We start from the raw sequence: 24,292 nt of genomic DNA, 5'->3' as shown, positions 1-24,292 counted from the left end.
TATGAAGCGATGCACAGAAGTCAAAACGCTGTAAACAAATCCCACCCGAAGCAAGTGTGATCAAAATCACGCTTAATCTATATCGCCTGTAAAATCATCCCTCTTTACAGTGAAAAGACCCCGCAATGTTAAGCACGTGTCACACACTTGTTCTAATATTAACCGAGCTCAATAAGCTAAATTAGCAATGTCGAAAGCGTAAAAATAACAAATATAAATGCACTCGGGAAAACATAACCATGGAAATAGGGCTAAAGTTCAGAAGCATAGCTAAGGCTATGCTATGTATTTTGTTATCAATCGCGAGCGTTTCGGCCTCAGCGACCCCTTGGGATGACAAAAAACCAGAAGAAGTTGTTGCGACATTAGACAAAAAATTCGCCGAAGGTAAGTATTCCGCTAAAGGCGCTGATACTTGCCTGATGTGCCACAAAAAAAGTGCCGTGGTGATGGCGATATTTGAGGGGGTTCATGGCAACCCCAATGTGAAAGATTCACCCATGGCCGATTTGCAGTGCGAAGCCTGCCACGGCCCGTTAGGGAATCATAATAAAGGTGGCAAAGAGCCGATGATCACCTTTGGCGCAAACTCCCCTGTTCCCGCGCAAAAGCAAAACAGTGTCTGTATGAGTTGCCACAATGACAGTCCACGTACCGCATGGAAAGGCAATCACCACTATAACGCCGATGTCGCCTGTAGCAGCTGCCATCAAGTGCATACCGCAAAAGATCCTATCAGCGATAAAGCCAATGAAGTCACCATTTGTACCCAGTGCCATACCCAACAAAAAGCCGATATGCACAAGCGCTCGGCGCATCCATTACAGTGGCAAAAAATGGTGTGCAGTGACTGCCATAATCCCCACGGCAGTTTAAACGATTCAAGCTTGAAGCAAATGAGTGTTAATGAAAATTGCTATAGCTGTCATGCCGAAAAACGCGGCCCTAAACTGTGGGAACATGCCCCCGTCACCGACAACTGCGCTAATTGCCATAATCCCCACGGCAGCGTGAACGAAGCCATGCTGATCAGCAAACCGCCACAACTGTGTCAGCAGTGTCACGCTTCGGATGGCCATAGCAGTAATGCCTATTTTGGCAATCAAACCAATGCCTTCACTTCTGGTAATTCCTGTATGAATTGTCATGGACAAGTGCATGGCTCTAACCATCCTTCTGGCAAATTACTACAGAGATAACAAGGGAATGATCATGCGAACAGCTAAAATGTCTCACCCTAGCGCTTATTTCTCCCTCACTTTGCTGGCTTGGGCGATAAGCGGTGTTTTGACTCAAGCACACGCCGAAGGTTATGAGCTGCAAGAAGCGAATCGAAGTAGCATAAAGACAGAGGCATGGAGCTGTAAGCAATGCCAACCTAAGACAGGGCATATTGGCAATGTCAGTGCCAGCCTCGCTTACAACGATAGTGAGGACAGCCGTTTCGGTAACAGTACTGGAACAGATAATGATGGTCTCGTTGGTGCCGTCGGTGCGGATATGGTGTACAAAACGCAGACGGGTTATCAAACCGAGCTGGTCGCGGACAAGTTAGGCTTTGACGCTGGCTCAGCCAAGCTCACAACAGGAAGGCCGGGAAACTATCAAATCAACTTGGGTTATAGAGGCTTAGCAAACTATAACCATAATCAACTCAAAAGCCCCTATACCTCAGTGCAAGATAAAATGTTATTGCCCGATAACTGGATAACAGGCGGCACAACGCAATCTATGCCTATGTTACAAAGCAGCCTTGTTAGCCAAGAGTTAAGTATTCAACGTGATCGCTTTAGTATCGGTGGTTACTACGCGGGCAAAATATCACCTGAAGGTGACAATAACAGTCACTACAAAGCCTCGCTAAACTATCAGCATGAAGACCGCAGCGGCGCCAAAAAGACCAGCGCCAATATACTCACCAACAGCGTTATGCTAGCCCAACCGATTGATGACAGTACTGATGAAGTCGATGCGAGAGTTTATTTTAACGGTTCAGGCTGGCAAGCTGGCATCAATAGCCAAATCAGCCAATATAAAAATGATCACCAAGACATGCTGTGGCAATCTGCCTACACTCCCACCTTTGGCGCAGCATACTTAGGCCAGAATGCGGTCGACCCCGACAATAAAGCCTACCGAGTTGCCGCAGAAGCCTCTGGGGGGGCAAATGGTCAAAATGTATTGATGCACGCAGGCTTTAGCCGCATGACCCAAGATGACACCTTTATTCCTGCCACCATCAATGGCCCATCGCCCGTCCTGCCTGCGGATACCTTAAATGGCCAAGTCGATATTGTAGAGATGGACCTTAAATATTCAGGACGGATCAACCAAGATTTAAGTATGCAGGCAAGTTACAACTATCAAGACAGAGATAATAAAACGGCTCAATTAGACTTTCCGCAGATCATCACCGACAGTATTAATCAAGGCACAGCCCAAAATAGCCTTTATGATAAGCGCACCAAAAAACTCGAACTTAAAAGCAAATACCGTTTTACCTCAGCGGCTTATGCCGAAGCGGGTTACAGTCATAATGAAAACGATTATGCCGAACTCGACCGCCAATCCGTCGACGAGTCCGGCGTGTTTGCTAAACTAAGTTATCGCTATTCGCCCGCATGGTCAGCTTGGTTGAAAGGAGAAGCACTAGAGCGAGATGGCAGTGAATATCATCCCGTCGCAACCACTCAAAGTTCAAGTAATCCTTGGCTACGTAAATCCTACCTTGCCGATAGAAAAAGACAGAAAGTCACCTTACACACGGATTATCAGAGCGATATTGGCCTATCTCTTGGTGCCAGCTTACACAGCATTAATGACGACTATCATCATACCCTAGTAGGTCTAACAAAGGTGTCCTATCTCGGTTACGACTTGTCAGCCCAATATGCGCTGAACAGTGACCTCAATTTAACCGCCTTTGTTAACCAAGATTGGCGCGATTCAGACCAAGCGGGCAGTAATTCCTTCTCGACACCAGATTGGTACAGCACTGCCGAGGAAAAATCGACCTTGATTGGTGCAGGGCTTAGTTATCAAAACCTGTTCGATCATCACCTCGATATTGGTTTGGATTACAGCTATTCCGATGGACAGAGTGATACAGAAGTGACCTACGGCATCACCAGTCCCTATGGCGATTTTTACGCCCGCAAACACAATATTAATGCCTACGCCAAATATAAGTTTGCCGACAGTATGTCTCTGCGCGTCGATTGGTTATTTGAAAAATATCAAGATGCTAACTGGCAAAACCAAGGCACAAGCTGGGACACGATTCCCAACGTACTCAGTTTTGGTGATATGGGCCACGACTACAACGCTCACTACTTAGGCTTGACCTTAAGCTACCAAATGTAACTTAGGCACTGACAGCGCATTCCAAGGATAGAAATATGAACAAGTTTGCAAAAATTCGCACTCAATTCAGTCTTATGCTGGCCTTAGTCTCCCTATTAAGCGCCTGTGGCGGTGATAACGGCCAAGATGGTAATCCCGGTGAGCCTGCGAAACCGCCTGCATTAACGATAACTAACCTTAACATCATGGTCGATAAAGTCGCGATGACAGATGGCATTGCTCAAGTGGATTTTCAAGTGAGCAATCAAGATGATGAAGCCGTGATTGGTATCCCATCGGCGACATTTATTGCTGCGCAGCTTCTCCCCCAAGGTTATACAGGCGCGGGGAATAGCAGTGAATGGCAGCACTTTACCGCTGAAACCTGCGCGGCAACTTGCCCAGGCAGTCTCACAGATCATAAAAACGGTCACTACAGTTATACCTTCAGCGCCGCATTTAATGGCATGAATGGAGTGACGTTTATGCCCGAAGCGACCCAAAGAATGGTGGTCAAAATTGGCGGCGATAAACTTGCCGATAACACGCCCTTACCTATAACCAATCAGCATTATGACTGGCAATCTTCAGGTAGTAATGTCGCTTACACCCGCAACTTAGTCACAATAGAGACCTGTAATGGTTGCCACAGTAATCTAGCTTTCCATGGCAGTAGATATAATCAAATCGAAACCTGCGTCACCTGCCATAACAGCAAAAAAGTCAGTAACCCTGCGGATATTTTCCCACAAATGATCCACAGCAAACATTTAACCGGCTTCCCGCAACCCATTAGTGACTGCCAAACCTGTCACGTCGATAAGGCTGAGTTAACCGAACAGCAAAACTGGCGCAGAATCCCGACCATACAAGCCTGTGGTGCCTGTCATACACAGATCAATTTCCCCGCAGGCGAAGGACACCCAGTGCAAACAGATAACAGTAACTGCGTGGCGTGTCATAATGCCGACTGGACCGCAAGCGTACACAGTGATGAAGCTAAAAACGCGGCATTGATGCAATTTAGCCCAAGTATCACCAGCGCCAGTATGGATGCCAATGGCACGGTCACTGTTGCGGTTAAACTAATGAATCCAGCCACAGGAACTGTGTATAGCGAAAGTGCCAATAAGCTAAAATTTATCAATGATTTAAGGATATATGCCAACTGGGGAACCAGTTTTGATTATGCGACCCGTTCAGCTCGCTCGATTAAACTGCCGGAATCCACACCCATATCAGGCTCTAATGGCATTTATACCTATACGATAGCGGGCCTTACCGTGCCAGCAGGCACTGAAACGGATCATGGTGGACTTGCGATTCAAGGCAGAGTCTGTGCCAAAGATAAAGTACTGGTTGATTGCACGACTGAACTGGCGGAAGTGTTAGTGATTAAATCCAGCCACAGTTATTTTGATATGGCAGCATTGAGCAATGAAGGTCGCCGTAGCGTTGTGAGTAATGCAAGCTGCGGTAATTGCCATGGTGATCAAAAACTGAATATTCACGGCTCACGTAACGATCTCGATGGTCAATGCCAGCTATGCCATAACGCCAATATGCTGGCCGATGCGACGGCAGCCAATCCTTCAATCACGTCATTTGACTTTAAGCAGCTGATCCACGGTATTCACACCAGTCAATTCACAGGGTTTGAAAGCCTAAACTACCCAGGAAAAATCGGTAACTGTGCCCAATGCCATGTTAACGATACTGCGGGAATTTCTACCGTCGCCCTCCCCTTAAATTCAGCGGTGCAACCCCTTGCCCTCAATAACGGCACTTTTACCAGCCCAATTGCCGCTGTGTGTAGCAACTGCCATTCAGATACCAGCACTCATAACCACATGGCGCAGCAAGGTGCTGTTTTTGCAGGTACAAAATCCGATGCAACCGCAGGAACTGAAACCTGTGCTTTCTGTCATGGGCAGGGCGGAGTCGCGGACGTGTTGAAAGTGCATCCAATAGACTAACCCTATGATGCTGGCCTAAAAAGGCCAGCAACTGCAGATATAAAAGGAACTCATACGATGCAGCCATCTACTCCTAAAGAAATAGTCAGATCTCAGTCACATTACCCGCCTAAAGTGACTGATAAATACCAGTGACTTAGTTAGCCTTACAGATGGAAAACTAATTCCACACATCTTATGCGGGTAATGAGATTTATTCTTATTTGCTAAGCGTTTGATGATGATTACAACTATTGCAGGGAAATATCATGATGAAACGGTTCAATTTCAATACCGCAACAAAAGCGATGTTGGGTGCCGGTTTACTCTCTCTACTACTCGCCGGTTGCGGTGGTAGTGACGGTAAAGATGGTGAAGACGGAAAACCTGGCGTTGTCGGTGTTAATATCGATTCAACTCCTACACTGAAAGCAAGTTTCACTAACGCCACAGTCGATGCAGGTAAAGTGACTGTTAATTTCACATTAGAAAATGCGAATGGTGTGGCTGTACTTGGCTTAAATAAAGATCACGACATTCGCTTTGGTATTGCGCAACTTAGCCACGTAACAGTAGCAAAAGAAGATCCAGCAAAACCCGCTGACCGCGGTTACCAATGGCAAGCCTATATCAATACGAAAAAAGAACCTGGCACAGTGCCTTCTGGCGTGGATAACCTCAATCCATCCGCTCAATATCAAGCCAACGTTGAAGCTGCAGCCAAGTGTGATACATGTTTAGTCGATCATGGTGATGGCAACTACAGTTATACCTATCAAGCCAATATCGCCAATGTCACTGAGCCCTTAGCCATCACTTACAGCGCTGAAGCGACTCAACGTGCAACCTTAGAGCTTGAGTTACCACAACTTTCAGCAAACGCACATTTTGACTGGCAACCTTCAACAGGTAAAACAGAAGGAATCCAAACACGGAACGTTGTTTCAATAACAGCCTGTTACACCTGTCACCAACCAGAAAGTTTAGAGTTACACGGCGGCCGCAGAGTTGATATTGAGAACTGTGCATCTTGCCATACGGCAACATCTGGTGACCCTGAATCTGGCAATAGCATTGAATTTACTTACATGATTCATGCTATCCATAAAGGTGGCGAACGTCATACCTATGATGAAACTGGAGCGGAAGTTCCTGCACCATATAAAATTGTGGGTTATGGCGGTAAAGTCATTGACTATGGCAAGGTTGGTTTCCCATTAAAACCTGCCGCAGATTGTGCAGCCTGTCACGTAGAAGGAACGAGCGCGCCAGCTAATGCCGATCTATTTAAGGCTGATTTAAGTAATCAAGCCTGTATTGGTTGTCACACTGAAAAACCATCTGCTCACCACAGCAGCAATGACTGTGTTGCCTGTCATAATGCAACTCAACCCTACGGTGGAACAGGCAGTGCGGCTAAACGTCATGGCGATGTGTTGAAAGCATATAAAGACGCAGAAGCAATGAGCGTGAAATTCACTGACATTACTGCTGATATCAATGGCAAACTAACATTCAAAGTTCAAATATTAGATGGCTCTGGTAGTGCTGTAGATAAAACCTTAATAAATCAGTCCAGTAGAGTGCTTATTGCATGGGATAGTGATAAGAACTACCCCGAATATGCTTCAGCCTCTTCTCGTCGAGTTGCATTGTCGGAAGGTACATTTGATCCTGCTAGCAAAATTTATTCGTTAACTGCTAGTAAAATGGTATTTCCTGCAGACGCAGTAGGAAAAACTTTCGAACTATGGTCAACTCTTGAAGCTTGTTTCAACAATGGTGGTTACGGCGTTGCTGATGTTGTAATGACAGATTGTACGACAGAAAATGTGCGCAAAATTATGATAAAAGAAGCGCCATTCAATTTTGTTTGGAACGGCACAGCTGCAGATCAAAGTACCAAACCAGGTGTGCGTCGTGGAATTATTGACACAGCTAAATGCCAAGGCTGTCACAATCAACAAATCCATCATTATGACAATGGTGTAAACTGCCAAGCCTGTCATACATCTGACAAAACCCTTAAAACCGATTCAAGCTATCCAGGTGGCAAAATCCCAACTAGCTTTGCTTGGAAAGCTCACGAACGTGAAGGCCATTATCTAAAATATGCAGGCGTACAATCAGGCACTGTACTTAAAACCGATTGTGCTACATGCCATACCGTAGATAAATCAAACGTCATTACAGGTATTACCTTAGGCCGTGCACCTGAACGTGCATGGCGTTTTGGTGACATCAACAATAAAGGTGCCGATATTTGGGTATCTTCTGATGCAGGCGCATGTTTAAGCTGTCACCAGAAATATCTCTCTGATGCGGCTAAATCGCACATTGAGACTAATGGTGGTATCTTAGACGGTAAAGACGCAAAAGATGTACAAACTCGTGCATCTGAAAGCTGTGCAACTTGTCATACTCCAGCTCAATTGAGTGAAGTCCACGGTAACTAAACAGATTTAACGCTCTCATTCAGAGCAATGTTTTTATCGTTATTAAAGAGAGAGGTTGTTACCTCTCTCTTTATATTCTTCCCTTTCAAAACCCCGCTGTTTTTTTGTTCTAAAATCATTTTTACCTCTCGCTTTAAATACCTCTTTAGAAATAGAAAGATCCAAGTCACACATTAGCAAAGGCCTTGGAGATTTTAAGGTCATGTTAGGTTAGCCTTTCCTTGGGGAATTCTATTTCCAGCATCCACTTAAGTCGCTTCTAATGACCAAAAACACAGACATAGAATCTGTTGGCTCTAGAACATAGCGTTTAAGCAATGCCAAACCTATGCAGGGAAAAAAATGATGAACGCACAAACAACTAAAATCGCACTGCTGTTAGCAGCAAGTGCAGTCACTATGGCCTTAGCTGGCTGTGGTGGCAGCGATGGTAATGATGGTAATCCCGGTGAACCTGGTGGCGAACCTGCTCCAGCGATTCAAACACTTAATTTCGCCTTTGACAAATCTGTCGTCACTAACGGTATTCCGAGTGTTGAGTTTACCGTCACTAACGAAAATGATTTACCCGTTGTTGGCCTACAAAAAATGCGTTTTGCCGCAGCACAATTAATCCCACAAGGCGCAACTGGTGCAGGTAATGCGTCACAATGGCAATACTTTGGTGATGAAACCTGTGATGTCGCTGCAACATGCCCAGGGACTTTCGTTGACAAGAAAAACGGTCACTACAGTTATACTTTTAGCATGAACCTGACCGCTAACACTAAAGTCACCTATAACGAACAGTTAGCTCAACGAGTATTAATCCGCGCTTATAACACTCCGCTTCCCGATGGTACTCAAGTACCAAACAGTAACGCCTTTGTCGACTTCACTGCCGATACTGGCGCACTGCCAACATACAGTCGCAAAATTGTCGCCACAGAAAGCTGTAATACTTGTCACCAAGATTTAGCCAATGTTAAACATGGCGGCGCGTATTCTGACGTTAATTACTGTGCAACTTGCCACACAGCCGGAAAAGTTGGCGTAGGTAAAGAGTTCAATGTTCTCGTTCACGCTAAACACAAAGACCTCAGCTTAGGCTCATTAGAAAGCTGTCAAAGCTGTCACGCAGCAAATGAAGCTACGCCTGATTGGAGTAATTGGTCACGTATCCCAACTGCCGCCTCATGTGGAAGCTGCCATAGCGCAGTGGACTTTGCTGCAGGTAAAGGCCACTCACAACAGCTAGATAACTCCAACTGTATAGCCTGTCATAACAGCGATTGGACTGCAGAACTGCACACAGGTAAGACTGCAGACAAAAAAGCCGTTATCGCTCAGTTAGGTATGTCAGCAGTACTTGCTGGTCAAGCTGATGATACAGCAGTATTAACCGTGTCTATCTTAGACAAAGATGGTAACGCAATTGATGCGGCAACCGTTCAAGATAAGATTAAACGTTTAGAGTCCGTTACCAACGTTGGCCCTAACTTCCCGATCATGGGCTACAACCCAAGTCCAGGTAGCGGTAAAGCGAAAATAGCGAAAGACTTAGTCAAAGATGGTGCACTGCAAGAAGGTGTAACCTTAGTTGACGGTAAATTGGTCTTTACAACACCCGCTCTACCTTTCGGTGCAGGCGATACTGATACCGCCTTTACCATTATCGGTTTAGAAGTGTGTAGCACTGGTACAAGCTTAACCGCATGTACCGCAGACAGCGCAACAACGAGCATGAAAGCCGAACTAGCTTTTGGCACTAAGTCTGGTAAAGCACCGAGCATGCGTCATGTTAACTCAGTTGAGTTTGGTACCTGTCAAGGTTGTCACGGTGATAGCTTCGAAATTCACAAAGGCCACCATGCGGGTTTTGTGATGACAGAACAGCTATCACATGCAAAAGATGCCAGCGGTAAGCCAATCGTCGGTGTGGATGCGTGTGTCGCTTGTCATACCCCAGATGGTACCTATGCAAATGGTGCTAACAAAGGTGCGTTGGAGATGAAATTACACGTTGTTCATGGTAAACAAGGTGTCATCAAAGAATGTACCCAATGTCATAACGACTTCAACCTAGATGCATTCAAGGTCAAAGGCGCTCTGGCAACAACTGCGGGTAAATACACCACACCAATCACTGCCACTTGTACTTCATGCCACGCGCCAGAATCTATTGGCCACGGCTTAGAAAATATGGGCGCGATTGTGAACGGTGATTATGTTCAAGCCAATCAAGCGGCGCAGTCAGAAACCTGTTTCTACTGTCACAAACCCACACCAACAGATCACACTCAGGTGAAGATGTAATTTGCCCAAGCAGGGGGAGTTCGCTCCCCCTTTCTTGAATTTTGTTGGGACAAATTGGGAAGCCTATTATGAAGAACAGCCTAAAAATGAAAAACCTACTGCCGGCACTTGTCATCTCCATGGCAATGTCTGCAGTGATGTCTTTATGCATCACACCGAGTGCACACGCCTCAAAGTGGGATGACAAAATGACTCCAGAACAAGTCGAAGCCACCTTAGATAAGAAGTTTGCCGAAGGCAGCTACTCCCCTAAAGGTGCCGATTCTTGTTTGATGTGCCACAAAAAATCTGAAAAAGTGATGGACCTTTTCAAAGGTGTCCATGGCGCCATTGATTCATCAAAGAGCCCAATGGCTGGCCTGCAATGTGAAGCCTGTCATGGTCCTATGGGTCAACACAATAAAGGCGGCAACGAGCCGATGATCACTTTTGGTAAGCAATCGACCTTAAGTGCAGAAAAACAAAACAGTGTCTGTATGAGCTGTCACCAAGATGATAAACGCGTATCTTGGAACGGTAGTCACCATGACAATGCCGATGTCGCTTGTGCCTCATGTCACCAAGTGCATGTCGCAAAAGATCCTGTGTTATCAAAAAACACCGAAATGGAAGTCTGTACTAGCTGCCACACTAAGCAAAAAGCAGATATGAATAAACGCTCGAGTCACCCACTAAAATGGGCTCAAATGACCTGTAGCGATTGTCATAATCCCCATGGGAGCATGACAGATTCCGATCTAAACAAGCCTAGCATTAACGAAACCTGTTACTCCTGCCACGCCGAGAAACGCGGCCCAAAACTGTGGGAACATGCACCCGTCACTGAGAACTGTGTGACTTGCCACAATCCTCACGGCAGTGTGAATGATGCCATGTTGAAAACCCGCGCACCGCAGCTGTGTCAACAATGTCACGCTAGCGATGGCCACGCCAGCAATGCTTACTTAGGTAACACTGGTTTAGGTTCAAACGTCGGCGACAATGCCTTTACGGGTGGAAGAAGCTGTTTAAATTGCCACAGTCAGGTCCATGGTTCAAACCATCCATCTGGCAAGCTATTACAGCGCTAAGGAGACGAGAAAATGAAATTTAAACTCAATTTGATCACTCTGGCGTTACTAGCAAACACAGGTTTTGCAATAGCGGCCGACGGGTATGGCTTAGCCAATGCCAATACAGAAAAAGTCAAAATGTCCGCTTGGAGCTGTAAAGGCTGCGTTGTTGAAACGGGTACGTCTGGCACTGTGGGTGTTGGCGTGGGTTACAACAGCGAAGAGGATATTCGCTCGGCGAATGCCTTTGGGACTTCAAACGAAGTTGCAGGTAAATTTGATGCCGATGTCACCTTCCGTGGTGAGAAAGGCTATCAAGCCAGCGTTGAAGCTTATCAACTGGGCATGGATGGTGGCCGTTTAGATGTCAATGCGGGCAAACAAGGCCAGTATAATGTCAATGTAAACTATCGCCAAATCGCCACTTACAACAGTAATAGCGCCTTAACGCCCTACTCTGGTGTCGGCAGCGATAATTTAACCTTGCCAGACAACTGGGTAACTGCGGGTTCAAGCAGCCAGATGCCGTTACTGATGGATAGCCTAAATGCCTTAGAACTGTCGCTCAAACGTGAGCGCACAGGGTTAGGTTTTGACTATCAAGGTGAATCGCTGTGGAGTACGCATGTGAGCTACATGCGTGAAGAAAAAACCGGCTTGAAAAAAACATCAGGTGGATTCTTTAACCAATCCATGATGTTAGCTGAGCCAGTTGATTACACCACTGACTCCATTGAAGCCGGCATTAAACTAAAAGGCGATCGTTGGTTCACTGCACTTAACTACAATGGCTCAATTTTTAAGAACGAGTACAACCAGTTAAACTTCGACAGTGCCTTCAATCCGACCTTTGGTGCTCAAACCTCTGGCACACTAGCCCTTGACCCTGACAACCAGTCACACACAGTCTCGCTCATGGGCCAATACAACGACAATACCAATGTGTTAACAGGTCGTGTGCTTGCGGGACAAATGAGTCAAGACCAAGCATTAGTCACTTCAGGCTATGGCTATCAAGTGCCGACAGAGGCCGTTGATGCCAAAGTTGACCTCACAGGGTTAAACTTAAAAGTCGTCAGTAAAGTGACTAACTCACTGCGCTTAAGTGGTAGCTACGACTATAGCGACCGTGATAACAATACTCAAATTGAAGAGTGGACCCAAGTCAGCATCAACAATGTCAATGGTAAGGTGGCCTATAACACCCCTTACGATAACACTAGCCAACGCTTCAAAGTGGCGGCGGATTATCGTATTACCCATGGACTGAAGCTTGATGGCGGCTATGACTTCAAACGTGACGACCGTAATTATCAAGACCGTGAAACCACGGATGAAAATACTGTTTGGGCACGTTTGCGCGTTAACAGCTTTGAAACTTGGGATATGTGGGTTAAGGGCAGTTACGGTCAGCGTGATGGCTCGCAATATCAAGCTTCTGAATGGACATCTTCTGAAACCAACAGCCTGTTACGTAAGTACAATCTGGCTAACCGCGACAGAACCCAGATTGAAGCTCGAGTCACCCACTCGCCAATCGACAGCTTGACCATAGATTTCGGTGCCCGTTACGCATTAGATGACTACTCTGACACAGTTATTGGCTTAACTGAGTCAAAAGACACCAGTTATGATGCCAACATCAGCTACATGATCACCGATGATTTACTGGCGACAGCCTTCTACAACTACCAAATCATTGAGTCTGAACAAGCGGGAAGCAGTAATTACAGCACCCCAACGTGGACAGGATTCATTGAAGATAATGTAGATGTGGTCGGAGCAGGCCTGAGCTACAACAACTTGCTTGAGAACAAGTTACGCATGGGATTGGATTACACTTATTCAAACTCCGACAGTAACACTCAAGTCAGACAAGGTATCACAGGCGACTATGGCGATTATTTTGCCAAAGTGCACAACATTAACTTATATGCTCAATATCAAGCCACCGAGAAAATGGCGCTGCGCTTGGATTATAAAATTGAGAATTATAAAGACAATGATGCCGCCAATGATATCGCCGTCGATGGGATCTGGAACGTCGTAGGCTTTGGCAGCAATAGCCATGACTACACAGCGCAAATGATCATGCTGAGCATGAGTTATAAACTCTAATCGATACTGTTCATAACACGAAAAGCCCGCATTTTGCGGGCTTTTGTTTAAGTGCAACATGATCTTTTAAAGCGATAACATCATGGCAGATAAACGTAAAAATCTTGAATAAGATCAGACTCTGGCGCGAAAGTCCGCCCATAAAAAGCTTAATCCTTGAGTTTTGGCTCACTTTAGCGGATCTTAATTCAATCTTTTAGTTAATCCTCTGAGCCAATGCGTATTTATTCTTCAATCTCCCAATCTCAGTGGCTGTTATCAATTCAAGCACTATTGGGGCTAAGCCTATTACCCTTACCCGCCATGGCGTTCGACCCTTCGGGTGGCACAGCGAGCCTATTTATCATTTTAGGCCTCGGTGGTTTTACCTTAATCAATCTGTTTCTACAGGGCTTATTCTTTTTTGCGGGTCAGTATCGTAGCGCCACTTTTGCCAAACGCCATGTATTAAGCGCACTAATAGTGCCATTAATTGCCATTGCGTTAGCCATTTATGATCATAGAGGTTGGAGTGATTTCGCCCTTAACTTAGGCATTATCTGTGTCGGTATTGGACTGATTTTATTGCCACTACAGCTTTGCCAAATCGATAAACCCACCAATCGCAATGCTGATTGGATCATCAGCCTAGGGGCATTATTCATCTTAGCTCTGAGCTATGTGATTGCCCCCTTAGCCTTCTTTACGATTGTACTGGCCCACATTTGTTTGGCTTCAAGCACAAATCAAATTCCTAAGATATTAAGTTATATCGGTTTAATCCTTGGCTATTCTCTTTTTGGCTACTGGGTATATCAAACAGTGATGATGCTCCAATCCTGATTGAAAATGAATGAGCAACGATAAAATTAGCGATTAAATTGACTAAGACGAATCTCACTAAAACGCCATCGCCACTGTGCGTAACTGTATCGCCATCATGCTCGGCATCAATGGCCAAACTGCTGGCAAAAATCAACGCCTGTACTTTATGTAAGGCCCATTTACCCTTAGCGCCCAAGCCGATATTGCAGGCCAGTACCCAAGCGCGGATTTTGATTGCAGGCCAAGCTCCGGGCGTGAAAACCCACCATAAAGGCATACCTTTTGACGATGCCAGCGGTGAACGGCTGCGCACTTGGTTGAATGTCACGCGGGAGCAATTCTACGACCCCAATCTTTTTGCCATTATCCCTATGGGATTTTGTTTTCCGGGCAGTATCGAAAAAAACGGTAAAAAGCAGGGTGATAAACCACCGCGCCCCGAATGTGCTGCCACTTGGCATCAGGCCTTGCTCGCCCTAATGCCGCAAATAGAGCTAATTGTGATCCTCGGCCAATATGCCATCGACTATCATCTACCACGCGAATCGTCCGAGGCCGTAAACCTCACTTCGCCGATCACTAAGCATCAAACAACCAGCAGTAAAATTTCGACCAGCGCTAAAGTAACAGTCATCCCCAAACTGAAACCAATAACAGTGACCCAAGCATGCGCGCAATGGCAGCAATATTGGCCTAAGTATCTTGTCTTGCCGCACCCAAGCCCGCGTAATAATCTTTGGCTTAAGCAGCATCCTGAGTTTGAACGCGATATGCTACCCAGATTAAGAATGCGTATTGCATCCCTATTAAACCTTCAACCCCACTAGGCGCCTGTATGTATCTACTTGATTCTGCCATTGCTAAGCAAATTGTGAGTCGCACAATGAAAATCATTGGCCACAATATCAATGTGATGAACGGCCAAGGAGTGATTTTAGGCTCAGGCGACCCTAAGCGTATAGGGTCAACCCACGAAGGCGCGCTGCTGGCGATTGCCCAAAATCGCAATGTTGAGATCAGTCAAGAAGTCGCCTCAGGGCTGCATGGCGTTAAGCCAGGCATCAATTTACCCTTACATTATCAAGGACAAATTATCGGCGTTGTCGGCATTACCGGTGATCCACGTGAGCTCACCCATTATGGTGAGTTACTCAAAATGACCGCCGAAATGATTGTTGAACAAGCCAACCTGCAGGATAAATTGCAATGGGAGAATCGCCAGCGTGAAGAGTTTATTCTGCAACTGATCAAAGCTGAAACCGATGATGCACAGTTGCACCGCTGGGCAAAACAGCTCGACATTGATATCAGCCTGCCAAGAGTCGCGGCCATTATTGAGATCAGCGAGAAAAACATCCAGAAACACCATTTAAAAACCGACACAACCCCATCGGCCTTGTTCTTAGCTGAGGCATCCACTCTGCCCGCCGATGAACGCAGCCCCAGAGTCAGTGAAACCCTCAAGCAAGTGCTGCATCTATTGCAATATCCTGACCGTGGTAACTTGATTGCCATGACCTCAATGTCGCAGTTGGTGATCCTAAAGCCTGCTTTTTTAGATGGAAAACAATGGGATCCTGAGCTTGAAAATCAGCGTATCGATAAGCTGTTGCAGCGCTTACCCGCCCAGATGGATTTAAACTTTAAGATTGCCCTAGGCCATTTCTTCCCCGAAAAAGGCGGGATAGCGCGCTCCTATCAAACGGCTCAAGAAACCTTAGCCCTAGGTAAGCAGCTCAATGCAGAAGGGAATAAATACCTGTTTGAAGATTATTCCCTACAAGTGTTACTTGCAGGGCTGAAACATGACTGGCGCGGTCAGGCGCTGGCAACGCCCTATCAGCAACTCGCCAAGGCGGATAAAAACGGCCAATTACGAAAAACCTTAGCGGCTTACATCACCCACTTTGGCGATGCACAGCAATGCGCGAATGCCCTGTTTATTCATCGCAATACACTGAGATATCGCCTTGATAAAATTCAGCAAATCACCCAAGCCGACATTCAATCCCTGCATGGATTATTAAGCCTGTATCTTGGGCAATTAATTGATACTTCGACTCGCTTAACTTAACGCTCAAATGACTTAGCAACTCAACAGATTAGCTAGAAAAAAGCCCGCAGATGACGGCGCCGACCTGATGACCAGATCAATTGAGTAAAACTTAGCCTGTACTAAAAAATTAATTGAAAGATTTATACCGTATCCCCTTTCCTATCCTTTCATATAGTATCGCGTCGATATGCTAGCGCTCTCGACTTAGTCCATTGAAAGGAATGATAATGACCTCAATCAAACTGACTTTATTCGCCAAAGCTTGTCTCATTAGCGGCATTGCGCTAACTTCACCTTCGTTAATCGCGGCCGAGAAAACCATTCCCGAACTGGTCGATGCCGTCAACGGCACACCCGATGCGGCAAGTCGCGAGGCGGGTAAAAATGTCAAACTGCGTAATCACACTAAGGGATTTTGTACCTCGGGCAGTTTTAAACCGAATCCACAATTACAACAAACGTTGGCAATTCCATTTTTTAATCAAGATAGTATCAAGGTCACAGCCCGCTTTTCCCTCGGCGGTACAAATCCGCAGATCTCAGATAAAACCGCTGGGCGCTTTATGTCACTCAAAATTGACGGCGATAAAGAAAATCTTAACTTTGTCACCACTAACGTTCCCGTTTTCTTTGCCAAAAATCTCGAAGAGTTTTTTAACTTTCAGACCAAAGTGAAACAAGGTCCTGAAGGTAAACAGTGGCTTATTGATAATCAACCCAGCGCCAAAGCTTTTTTCGACTACGTTAAACAGTTGCCTCCCAGCCCAAGTTTTGCCAACAGCCGCTACTTTGGTGTAAATAGTTTCCTGTTCAGCACGCAAAAAAACAGTGTTCTTCAAGGTGAAACGGTCGCGGGTAAATGGATTTTTGAACCTGTCGCAGGTACTGCCGCGCTGTCAGCCAGTGAACTTGCCAATCTCAGTGATGATTTTTTAAAGGCAGAATTACTCGAGCGCATTAAAACCCAGCCAGCACAATGGAACCTTTATATTCAACTCGCCGAAATGGGGGATGAGATTAATGACCCAACTGTGATCTGGCCTGAAACTCGCCAGCGTTTACTGGTAGGCCAAGTGATGATTAACGGTGAGCGAGACAGCGATCCCCAAGTTCAACAGTGCGATAAAGGCATATTTAACCCACTGTTATTACCTAAGGGTATTACTGCATCTGCCGATCCCATACTCAATGCCCGCACCGCAGCCTATGTAGAATCCTTTATTCGTCGTCAATAAAGATGTCGAGTTAAGTCCCTCCTGTTTAGGATTGGCAAATAGCCCTATTTGCCAATCCTTATCGACAAGCGCCTCCTTTACCGACAAAACGCCTCCTCCTGCATTCGAATTCACCTAAGCATTTTTGTGCATGAGCACAAAAATGGCGAAACATAACGCGGTAATTCCGTGGATTTAGCCAAAGCTATTCAAACATACCTGCACAATAATAGGATGACCTTAAAGCAGCCCTCATTTGGACTCAGGCCCAAATAAGCACTGCGCCCTACAATATAAGTCAAAAAACTTACTCAAAAACTTCAGCCAAGAACTGAACGGGACAAACTATGAACTTAGTGCTTATTCTCATCGGCGTGATTGCATTTATTGTTATCGCGACCTCAAAATTTAAACTCCACCCCTTTTTAACCTTAATTCTGGCCGCCTTTATCGCAGCCTTCGCCTATGGCTTGCCGAGCGGAGAAATCGCTAAAACCATTACTACAGGGTTTGGCAATATTTTAGGCTATATCGGCTTAGTGATCGTCTTAGGCACTATCATAGGGATTATTCTGGAAAAAAGCGGCGCCGCCATCACCATGGCCGATGTGGTGATCAAGATATTAGGTAAACGCTTCCCGACACTCACTATGTCAATTATCGGTTATCTCGTGTCTATTCCGGTCTTTTGTGACTCGGGTTTTGTGATCTTAAACTCACTGAAACAATCGATGGCGAACCGCATGAAGGTCTCTAGTGTCTCCATGAGTGTTGCCTTAGCCACAGGTCTGTACGCCACTCACACCTTTGTACCGCCAACGCCAGGCCCTATCGCCGCCGCAGGCAACTTAGGCTTAGAGTCCAACCTAGGCTTAGTGATCGGTGTGGGTCTCTTTGTGGCCGCTGTTGCGGCACTCGCGGGTATGTTATGGGCAAACCGCTTTGCCGATGTTGAGCCAGATGGTGAAGGCGCAGAAGAACTTAAAGCGCAGGCCAGTGACTATGAAACGCTGAAAAAAAGCTATGGCACGTTACCAAGCCCATTAAAAGCTTTCGCACCGATTTTTGTGCCTATCGTATTAATTTGTTTAGGTTCTATCGCTAACTTCCCTTCAGCGCCTTTGGGTAAAGAAGGTGTGTTTGATGCGCTCGTGTTCCTCGGTCAGCCCGTTAATGCCCTGATGATTGGCCTGTTTTTATCCCTGCTGCTGTTAAAGGGTGAGAATAAGATCAGTGAATTTAGCGAACGCATCAGCCAAGGGCTCGTCACTGCCGCGCCGATTATTTTAATCACAGGTGCAGGCGGTGCCTTTGGTGCGGTATTAAAAGCCACGCCTATCGGTGACTTTCTGGGCACATCACTGTCGGCACTGGGTATCGGTATCTTCATGCCATTTATCGTCGCTGCAGCGCTTAAGTCAGCGCAGGGTTCATCGACGGTAGCGTTAGTCGCAACCTCTGCACTGGTTGCGCCTATGCTTGGCGATATTGGTCTTGGTAGTGATATGGGCCGAGTGTTAACAGTAATGGCAATTGGCGCAGGTGCGATGACCGTTTCCCACGCCAATGACAGCTTCTTTTGGGTCGTCACCCAATTTAGCCGCATGAGCGTCAAACAAGCCTATAAAGCCCAAACTATGGCAACCCTAATCCAAGGTGTAACGTCCATGGTAACTGTGTATGTGCTAAGCCTAGTGTTGCTCTAATATTAATGAGTTCTTGATTCAATATTGTCCCTTGGGCACATACCGTGCCCAAGATATATCTCTGTTATACGCCCTAATAATTGCAACAGATTAATGTGCCAGTGATGGATATAAATGCCCTTATATCACCTCAGTTTTAGCACAGGGATGTTGTTGCGCCCAACGTAAGTGGCCTTGGGTTTAGTGTTCAACATTGAGCCCTGTTTTATCCCATTTAGCTGTAGGATTTTTAATGAAAATAGTTATCGCCCCCGACTCATTTAAAGAAAGCTTAAGCGCGCTCGAAGTGGCCAACGCCATCGAACAAGGCTTAAAACAAGTGATACCCGACTGCGACATAATCAAAATACCCGTTGCCGATGGTGGCGAAGGCACAGTGCAATCTATGGTGGACGCCACGGGCGGCAGTATTGTCAGCTTAGAGGTCATGGGGCCACTGGGGCATAGAGTGCAAGCACACTATGGCATTCTTGGTGAAGGCATTCTCGGCGCTGCGATCAATACAAGTTCTGCTTCAGTTTCACGTGCAGATCCAACGAGCAAATCGCCACATCAAGGCGCGATTGCCGTGATTGAAATGGCCTCAGCCTCAGGTTTGCACCATGTGCCGAGGGAGCAACGTAATCCGCTGCTTACCACAAGTTATGGCACGGGCGAGCTGATTTGTGATGCGCTTAATCGGGGGATAAAGCACATCATTTTGGGGCTAGGCGGCAGTGCCAGCAACGATGGCGGCGCGGGTATGGCCCAAGCGCTGGATATTTTATTGCTCGATGGCCAAGGTAAAACCTTGCCTTCTGGCGGCGCAGCGCTGGCGAACCTCGCCCAAATCGATGTATCAAACGCTCATCCACTTTTACGTGAGTGCAGCTTCGAAGTTGCCTGCGATGTTGATAACCCACTGTGCGGCGAGCGGGGTGCCTCGGCAATTTTTGGTCCGCAAAAAGGCGCAACGCCTGCGATGGTTAAGCAGCTCGATACGGCGCTATCCCATTATGCCGATGTAATTGTCAGCAATGGCATGACAGATCACCGTGAACATGCGGGAGCAGGCGCTGCGGGCGGTATGGGTCTTGGCGTGATGGCTTTTTTAAATGCTGAGCTTAAACCCGGTGTCGAGATTGTGATGCAAACCGTTGGCCTTGCGGACAAAATCCGTGGCGCCGATTTAGTGATCACAGGTGAAGGCCGTATCGACGGGCAAACCGTGTTTGGTAAAACCCCAATGGGCGTATTAAAGCAAGCCAAACTGCAGGGTATTCCCACTATCGGTATCGCGGGCTGTCTGGGTGACAACGCCGATGCCATATTGGATCACGGTATGTCGGCAATCTTCCCTATTATTCCGCACTTAAGTCCGCTCGATGATGTACTGGCCAATGCCAAGCTAAACCTTTGCAATACCGCCCGAAATATCGGCGCGGTACTCATGTTAGGCCAACGCTAATTTTTAGGGCTAACATGAATTTTAGGACTCATGCTCAGGCTTGATGGGCGGCTCGTCGAGTAAAACATAAAGGCGCCATAACGGCGCCTTTGCTTATTTAGGCTGCAACGCTTTGGTAATACCAATCGTATTAAATATCTGTTCATTCAGCGGGAGTTCAACGCGCTTTAGACAAGGCGAAGGCTTGAAGGCATAGTGGTGCTCTGTTGAAAGCCTTAAACGCAGTATAAAGCGCGTTGCCATGTCGTGAACATCAGCCGCCCTTCGGGAGCCTCACAGGCATCCCACTCCCGTGTTGCATTGACTTAAAAGGGAATAACCATTTCTGCGTCAATGCGCCTTGGATTGAGATGCCTGTGAGGCTCTGAACTGATTAGATATTTAACGTGATTGGTATACACAAAATTTTAGTGCTTGATGCCTAAAAGGCCTTGCAGTAAAGTGAGCTCCCTTTTTGGTATTCCGCTGATTGAACATTTTGAGAGTCACTGATTTGGTTATACTCTACGAGCAAATTTGCGGTTTCACTATAAAAATTAATAGACGGCAAGCCCCATGACCCAGAAACTCCCTCGCCAAGCCACCGCATCCGAAGCAAGTTTGCTGCGCATTTTTACTGCACCGGAAGATGCAAGCTCAACGCTGAGTATTATCGAGCAAAAGCTCTCCGAGGACTTAGCAGGCTTTTTGGGTGACAGTATCGCCGCGCTCGAAAAACCCTTGTCGGAAATCGAAACCGATTTTCAAGCCTTTGAGATCCCAACTCAGCCGCGTTTTGTCTCCGATTACACCGACGAAATTATGCAAAATCTGGTGGCGCATTCGGTACACACAGCGGCACCCAGTTTTATCGGCCACATGACGTCGGCACTGCCCTACTTTGTGTTGCCGCTGTCGAAAATGATGGTGGGACTCAATCAAAATCTGGTCAAAATCGAAACCTCGAAGGCTTTTACGCCGCTTGAGCGCCAAGTGCTCGGCATGATGCACCATTTGATTTACGACCAAGATGCGGATTTTTATCAAAGCTGGATGCACAGCGCCAATCATTCCCTCGGCGCATTTTGCTCCGGCGGCACAGTGGCCAACATCACGGCCCTGTGGATTGCCCGTAACCAATTATTGAAGGCCGATGGTGAGTTTAAAGGTGTCAGCCGCGAAGGCTTACTCAAGGCGCTGCGCCACTATGGCTATGACGATTTAGCGATTTTAGTCTCGGAGCGAGGCCACTACTCGCTGGGCAAAGCCGTCGATCTGCTTGGCATTGGCCGTGACAATATCATCAGCATTCCCACGGGCAGCGATAACAAGGTCGATGTCGCGAAAATGCGCCAAGCCGCCCTTGAACTTGCCAATAAAAACATCAAAGTGTTGGCGATTGTTGGCGTAGCTGGCACCACAGAAACCGGTAATGTTGACCCACTGACAGAATTAGCTGCGCTGGCAAAAGAGTTAAACTGTCATTTCCATGTAGATGCAGCGTGGGGCGGCGCAAGTTTATTATCCAATAAATACCGCCACTTACTCGCAGGTATCGAACTTGCTGACTCAGTCACCATCGATGCCCACAAACAAATGTACGTGCCCATGGGCGCAGGTATGGTGTTATTTAAAGACCCAGAGTTTGCCCACGCCATTGCCCATCACGCCGAATATATTCTGCGCCGCGGTTCTAAGGACTTAGGCAGCCAAACGCTCGAAGGTTCACGCCCCGGCATGGCGATGTTAGTGCACGCTTGCTTACAGATCATCGGCCGCGATGGCTATGAAATCTTAATCAATAACAGCCTTGAAAAAGCGCGTTATTTTGCGGAAAAAATCAAAGCCCATGAGGATTTTGAGCTGGTCACTGAACCAGAACTGTGTCTGCTGACTTATCGTTATGTGCCCGCCAGTGTCCAAGCCGCCATGCAGTTTGCTATTGAGCAAGCTGACACAGTAAAACTTGCGCGCTTTAACGAGCTGCTCGATGGTCTCACCCAGTTTATTCAAAAGCACCAACGCGAACAGGGTAAATCCTTCGTCTCTCGCACCCGCATTCAGCCAGCCCGCTATTTTAGACAAGCGACCGTAGTGTTTCGCGTAGTACTCGCAAATCCCCTCACCAGCCATGACATCCTCAATCAAGTGCTGGTTGAGCAAAGTGAAATAGCCGCACTAGATAACGAGTTTTTACCCGCACTCATGGCGATGATTGCTGAATAGCCTTTGGTGAATAGTGTGTTGCGGCTAGTCAGTTTTAAATAGAGAGTTTCAAATCGTAAAAACAGCCGCAAAGATCTTTGCGGCTGTTTTTATTTACAGCACAAAATTAGCGAAACCTTACGTTAAATAACAAAGAAAAAGCACTCTGCATCAGTAGCGGGTACGCCGAATTCAACTGCCTCCGTGGCACGCTGTGAAGCCATCCATGGCGGCTCTGCGATGACATCCATGTCATCGAAAGTCACGTCAACAGCTGAATTCGCCTTTGCTAATTTCTGCGTAATCTGCTGCATATGGAAAAATACATACCACTATCACATAGGCAGTCATGCTCCACACATAAGAGTGAAAACTAGCTTGAAAAACACCAAGGGTGTAGGTGTCTCACTCTTTAGTGAGATTAGCTTACGCGCCACTAAGGCTAAGTGTCTATGGTCTTTCCCTTTGAACAAATCAAACCAAAGTTTGTTAGTTTTATTTTATTTTTATATATGTTACGTTGCTCCAGTGCTTGTTTGCGGCTGGACGGGAAGTTCAGACTTTAGTTTAACTAATCCACGAAAAACACGAAGGCAGGCATTTGCACCGAGAATAGAAATATCTATGTGCCAGTAAATTTTTACCAAAAAAGGATTTTATAAAATGAACATTGGAACTAAGGTTGGTCTTTTACTTTCTGTAACTGGTTGTGTGATTGGGGGATACTTCGGTCTTTCACCTGTCTATTCACTGCTACAATCAGGTGCTATATATGGACAAGAAGCTGGCTTATTTTTTGGAATTACAGGTATTGTAATTGGGAGCATGATAGCTGTGATGGCTTATCTTTCTTCGAGAAAGAATTAACAATCTAATACTATATATGATGGACTAAGGCTAAAATTAACTAGCTTAGACCTAATATGAAACTTATCCATTTATTGGGCAGTATCTGGTTGAATTTGGGTTAAATATTTTTCAGAATAAATTTTTTTTCCATCATACAAGGTAGGCATGGTGGGTGTTCGACGATAAGCACATCAGATCTTGTAGCACCCATTGTTTTAAAGCACCATCTATTTTAAATAAGTTTGATTAGCACAAAATAAGTTAAACGTTATTGCCAAGATTAAGTACTGATCATTCACTCCTTTGTGTGTCGAATTCAATTGCTAAATTTAAGTAACCACAATATTCCTTATACGCATAGCGAGTGATTGATTTCTATCACTGATTAAGATTCAAAAGACTTTACCGATTTCATTAGTTTTTGGAATGATGGACATTCTAAGTGATCTGATTGTGGGCAACTTGCTACATGGTTAAGACTATCTCGTATTGCTTTTAGCCGCTTAATGTTGAGATCAATATCAGATTCTTTTTGCGCCAGTAAATTACGATCAATGGTCAATTGATTCGATTCATTAAACATCGTAGTGATTTCGTTTAATGATAAACCTGCAATACGTCCAAGTGAGATAACATTCAATTTATTAATGATTTTAGGGGCATATTGGCGTCTAAGTCCTTTTCTGCCAATGGATTGGATAAGTCCAATTTTTTCATAAAATCTCAATGTTGAAGGAGCTAATCCTGATTCGCGTGATACCTCTGCAATATCCATAACATTCACTCTTGACTTAAAGTTGACTTCAAGTTGTAC

At 46.0% G+C, this 24,292-nt stretch carries 17 protein-coding genes; 15 read left to right on the top strand and 2 right to left on the bottom strand.

The window, feature by feature from the left end; translation table 11 throughout:
• Positions 1-239 precede the first annotated feature (239 nt).
• The 4 genes from GWI56_RS03810 to GWI56_RS03795 all read left to right on the top strand — a co-directional run bounded on the left by GWI56_RS03810 (position 240) and on the right by GWI56_RS03795 (position 7,753).
• Positions 240-1,199, top strand: coding sequence for a DmsE family decaheme c-type cytochrome (locus GWI56_RS03810; RefSeq protein WP_198572189.1), 960 nt, complete (start codon positions 240-242; stop codon positions 1,197-1,199).
• 13 nt (positions 1,200-1,212) lie between these two features.
• Positions 1,213-3,363 (top strand): MtrB/PioB family decaheme-associated outer membrane protein, encoded by a 2,151-nt coding sequence (locus GWI56_RS03805; protein WP_198572188.1) that lies wholly within the window; start codon positions 1,213-1,215, stop codon positions 3,361-3,363.
• Positions 3,364-3,398: 35 nt separating this feature from the next.
• Positions 3,399-5,318, top strand: a complete 1,920-nt coding sequence (locus tag GWI56_RS03800) for an OmcA/MtrC family decaheme c-type cytochrome (protein ID WP_198572187.1) — start codon at positions 3,399-3,401, stop codon at positions 5,316-5,318.
• Positions 5,319-5,566: 248 nt separating this feature from the next.
• A complete protein-coding gene (locus GWI56_RS03795; RefSeq protein ID WP_198572186.1) occupies positions 5,567-7,753 on the top strand; it encodes an OmcA/MtrC family decaheme c-type cytochrome in 2,187 nt (728 codons plus the stop codon).
• Positions 7,754-7,795: 42 nt separating this feature from the next.
• Here GWI56_RS03795 and GWI56_RS03790 read toward each other — a convergent pair whose 3' ends face one another.
• On the bottom strand, positions 7,796-7,957 hold the full coding sequence (locus GWI56_RS03790) for a hypothetical protein (protein ID WP_198572185.1): 162 nt from the start codon (positions 7,955-7,957) through the stop codon (positions 7,796-7,798).
• A 138-nt stretch (positions 7,958-8,095) separates the two neighbouring features.
• Here GWI56_RS03790 and GWI56_RS03785 point away from each other — a divergent pair, with 138 nt between their 5' ends.
• The 11 genes from GWI56_RS03785 (at position 8,096) to GWI56_RS03735 (ending at position 23,496) form a co-directional block, all read left to right on the top strand.
• A complete protein-coding gene (locus GWI56_RS03785; protein WP_198572184.1) occupies positions 8,096-10,048 on the top strand; it encodes an OmcA/MtrC family decaheme c-type cytochrome in 1,953 nt (650 codons plus the stop codon).
• Positions 10,049-10,116: 68 nt separating this feature from the next.
• A complete protein-coding gene (gene mtrA / locus GWI56_RS03780; RefSeq protein WP_028760483.1) occupies positions 10,117-11,118 on the top strand; it encodes a decaheme c-type cytochrome MtrA in 1,002 nt (333 codons plus the stop codon).
• Positions 11,119-11,130: 12 nt separating this feature from the next.
• The gene (locus tag GWI56_RS03775) at positions 11,131-13,218 is read left to right on the top strand and encodes an MtrB/PioB family decaheme-associated outer membrane protein (protein ID WP_198572183.1); all 2,088 of its coding nucleotides are present in this window, start codon (positions 11,131-11,133) and stop codon (positions 13,216-13,218) included.
• Between the two features lie 216 nt (positions 13,219-13,434).
• Complete coding sequence (locus tag GWI56_RS03770; RefSeq protein WP_198572182.1) at positions 13,435-14,040, top strand: hypothetical protein; 606 nt, start codon at positions 13,435-13,437, stop codon at positions 14,038-14,040.
• Positions 14,041-14,150: 110 nt separating this feature from the next.
• Complete coding sequence (locus tag GWI56_RS03765) at positions 14,151-14,849, top strand: uracil-DNA glycosylase family protein (RefSeq protein ID WP_198572261.1); 699 nt, start codon at positions 14,151-14,153, stop codon at positions 14,847-14,849.
• Positions 14,850-14,857: 8 nt separating this feature from the next.
• The gene (locus GWI56_RS03760) at positions 14,858-16,096 is read left to right on the top strand and encodes a sugar diacid recognition domain-containing protein (RefSeq protein WP_198572181.1); all 1,239 of its coding nucleotides are present in this window, start codon (positions 14,858-14,860) and stop codon (positions 16,094-16,096) included.
• A gap of 209 nt (positions 16,097-16,305) precedes the next feature.
• Positions 16,306-17,313, top strand: a complete 1,008-nt coding sequence (locus GWI56_RS03755) for a catalase family peroxidase (RefSeq protein WP_198572180.1) — start codon at positions 16,306-16,308, stop codon at positions 17,311-17,313.
• A gap of 326 nt (positions 17,314-17,639) precedes the next feature.
• Positions 17,640-18,998 carry a GntP family permease gene (locus tag GWI56_RS03750; RefSeq protein WP_113938868.1) on the top strand — a complete coding sequence of 453 codons (1,359 nt, stop codon included), beginning with the start codon at positions 17,640-17,642 and terminating at the stop codon, positions 18,996-18,998.
• A gap of 232 nt (positions 18,999-19,230) precedes the next feature.
• Positions 19,231-20,445, top strand: a complete 1,215-nt coding sequence (locus tag GWI56_RS03745) for a glycerate kinase (protein ID WP_198572179.1) — start codon at positions 19,231-19,233, stop codon at positions 20,443-20,445.
• Between the two features lie 555 nt (positions 20,446-21,000).
• Entirely contained in the window at positions 21,001-22,650 is a 1,650-nt protein-coding gene (gene panP / locus GWI56_RS03740) for a pyridoxal-dependent aspartate 1-decarboxylase PanP (protein ID WP_198572178.1), read from the top strand.
• A 642-nt stretch (positions 22,651-23,292) separates the two neighbouring features.
• Positions 23,293-23,496: a hypothetical protein gene (locus GWI56_RS03735; protein WP_198572177.1), complete on the top strand. Its 204-nt coding sequence runs from the start codon at positions 23,293-23,295 to the stop codon at positions 23,494-23,496.
• 367 nt (positions 23,497-23,863) lie between these two features.
• Here the strand turns inward: GWI56_RS03735 and GWI56_RS03730 are convergent, their stop codons facing one another.
• Complete coding sequence (locus GWI56_RS03730; protein ID WP_198572176.1) at positions 23,864-24,253, bottom strand: helix-turn-helix domain-containing protein; 390 nt, start codon at positions 24,251-24,253, stop codon at positions 23,864-23,866.
• Positions 24,254-24,292: the final 39 nt, after the last annotated feature.

It is taken from the genome of Shewanella sp. DW31, from assembly GCF_015767295.1.
In the GTDB taxonomy this organism is placed as follows: domain Bacteria; phylum Pseudomonadota; class Gammaproteobacteria; order Enterobacterales; family Shewanellaceae; genus Shewanella; species Shewanella oncorhynchi.
Note: the sequence above shows the minus strand (reverse complement) of the source record. Positions and strands in the feature narration are given on the sequence as shown.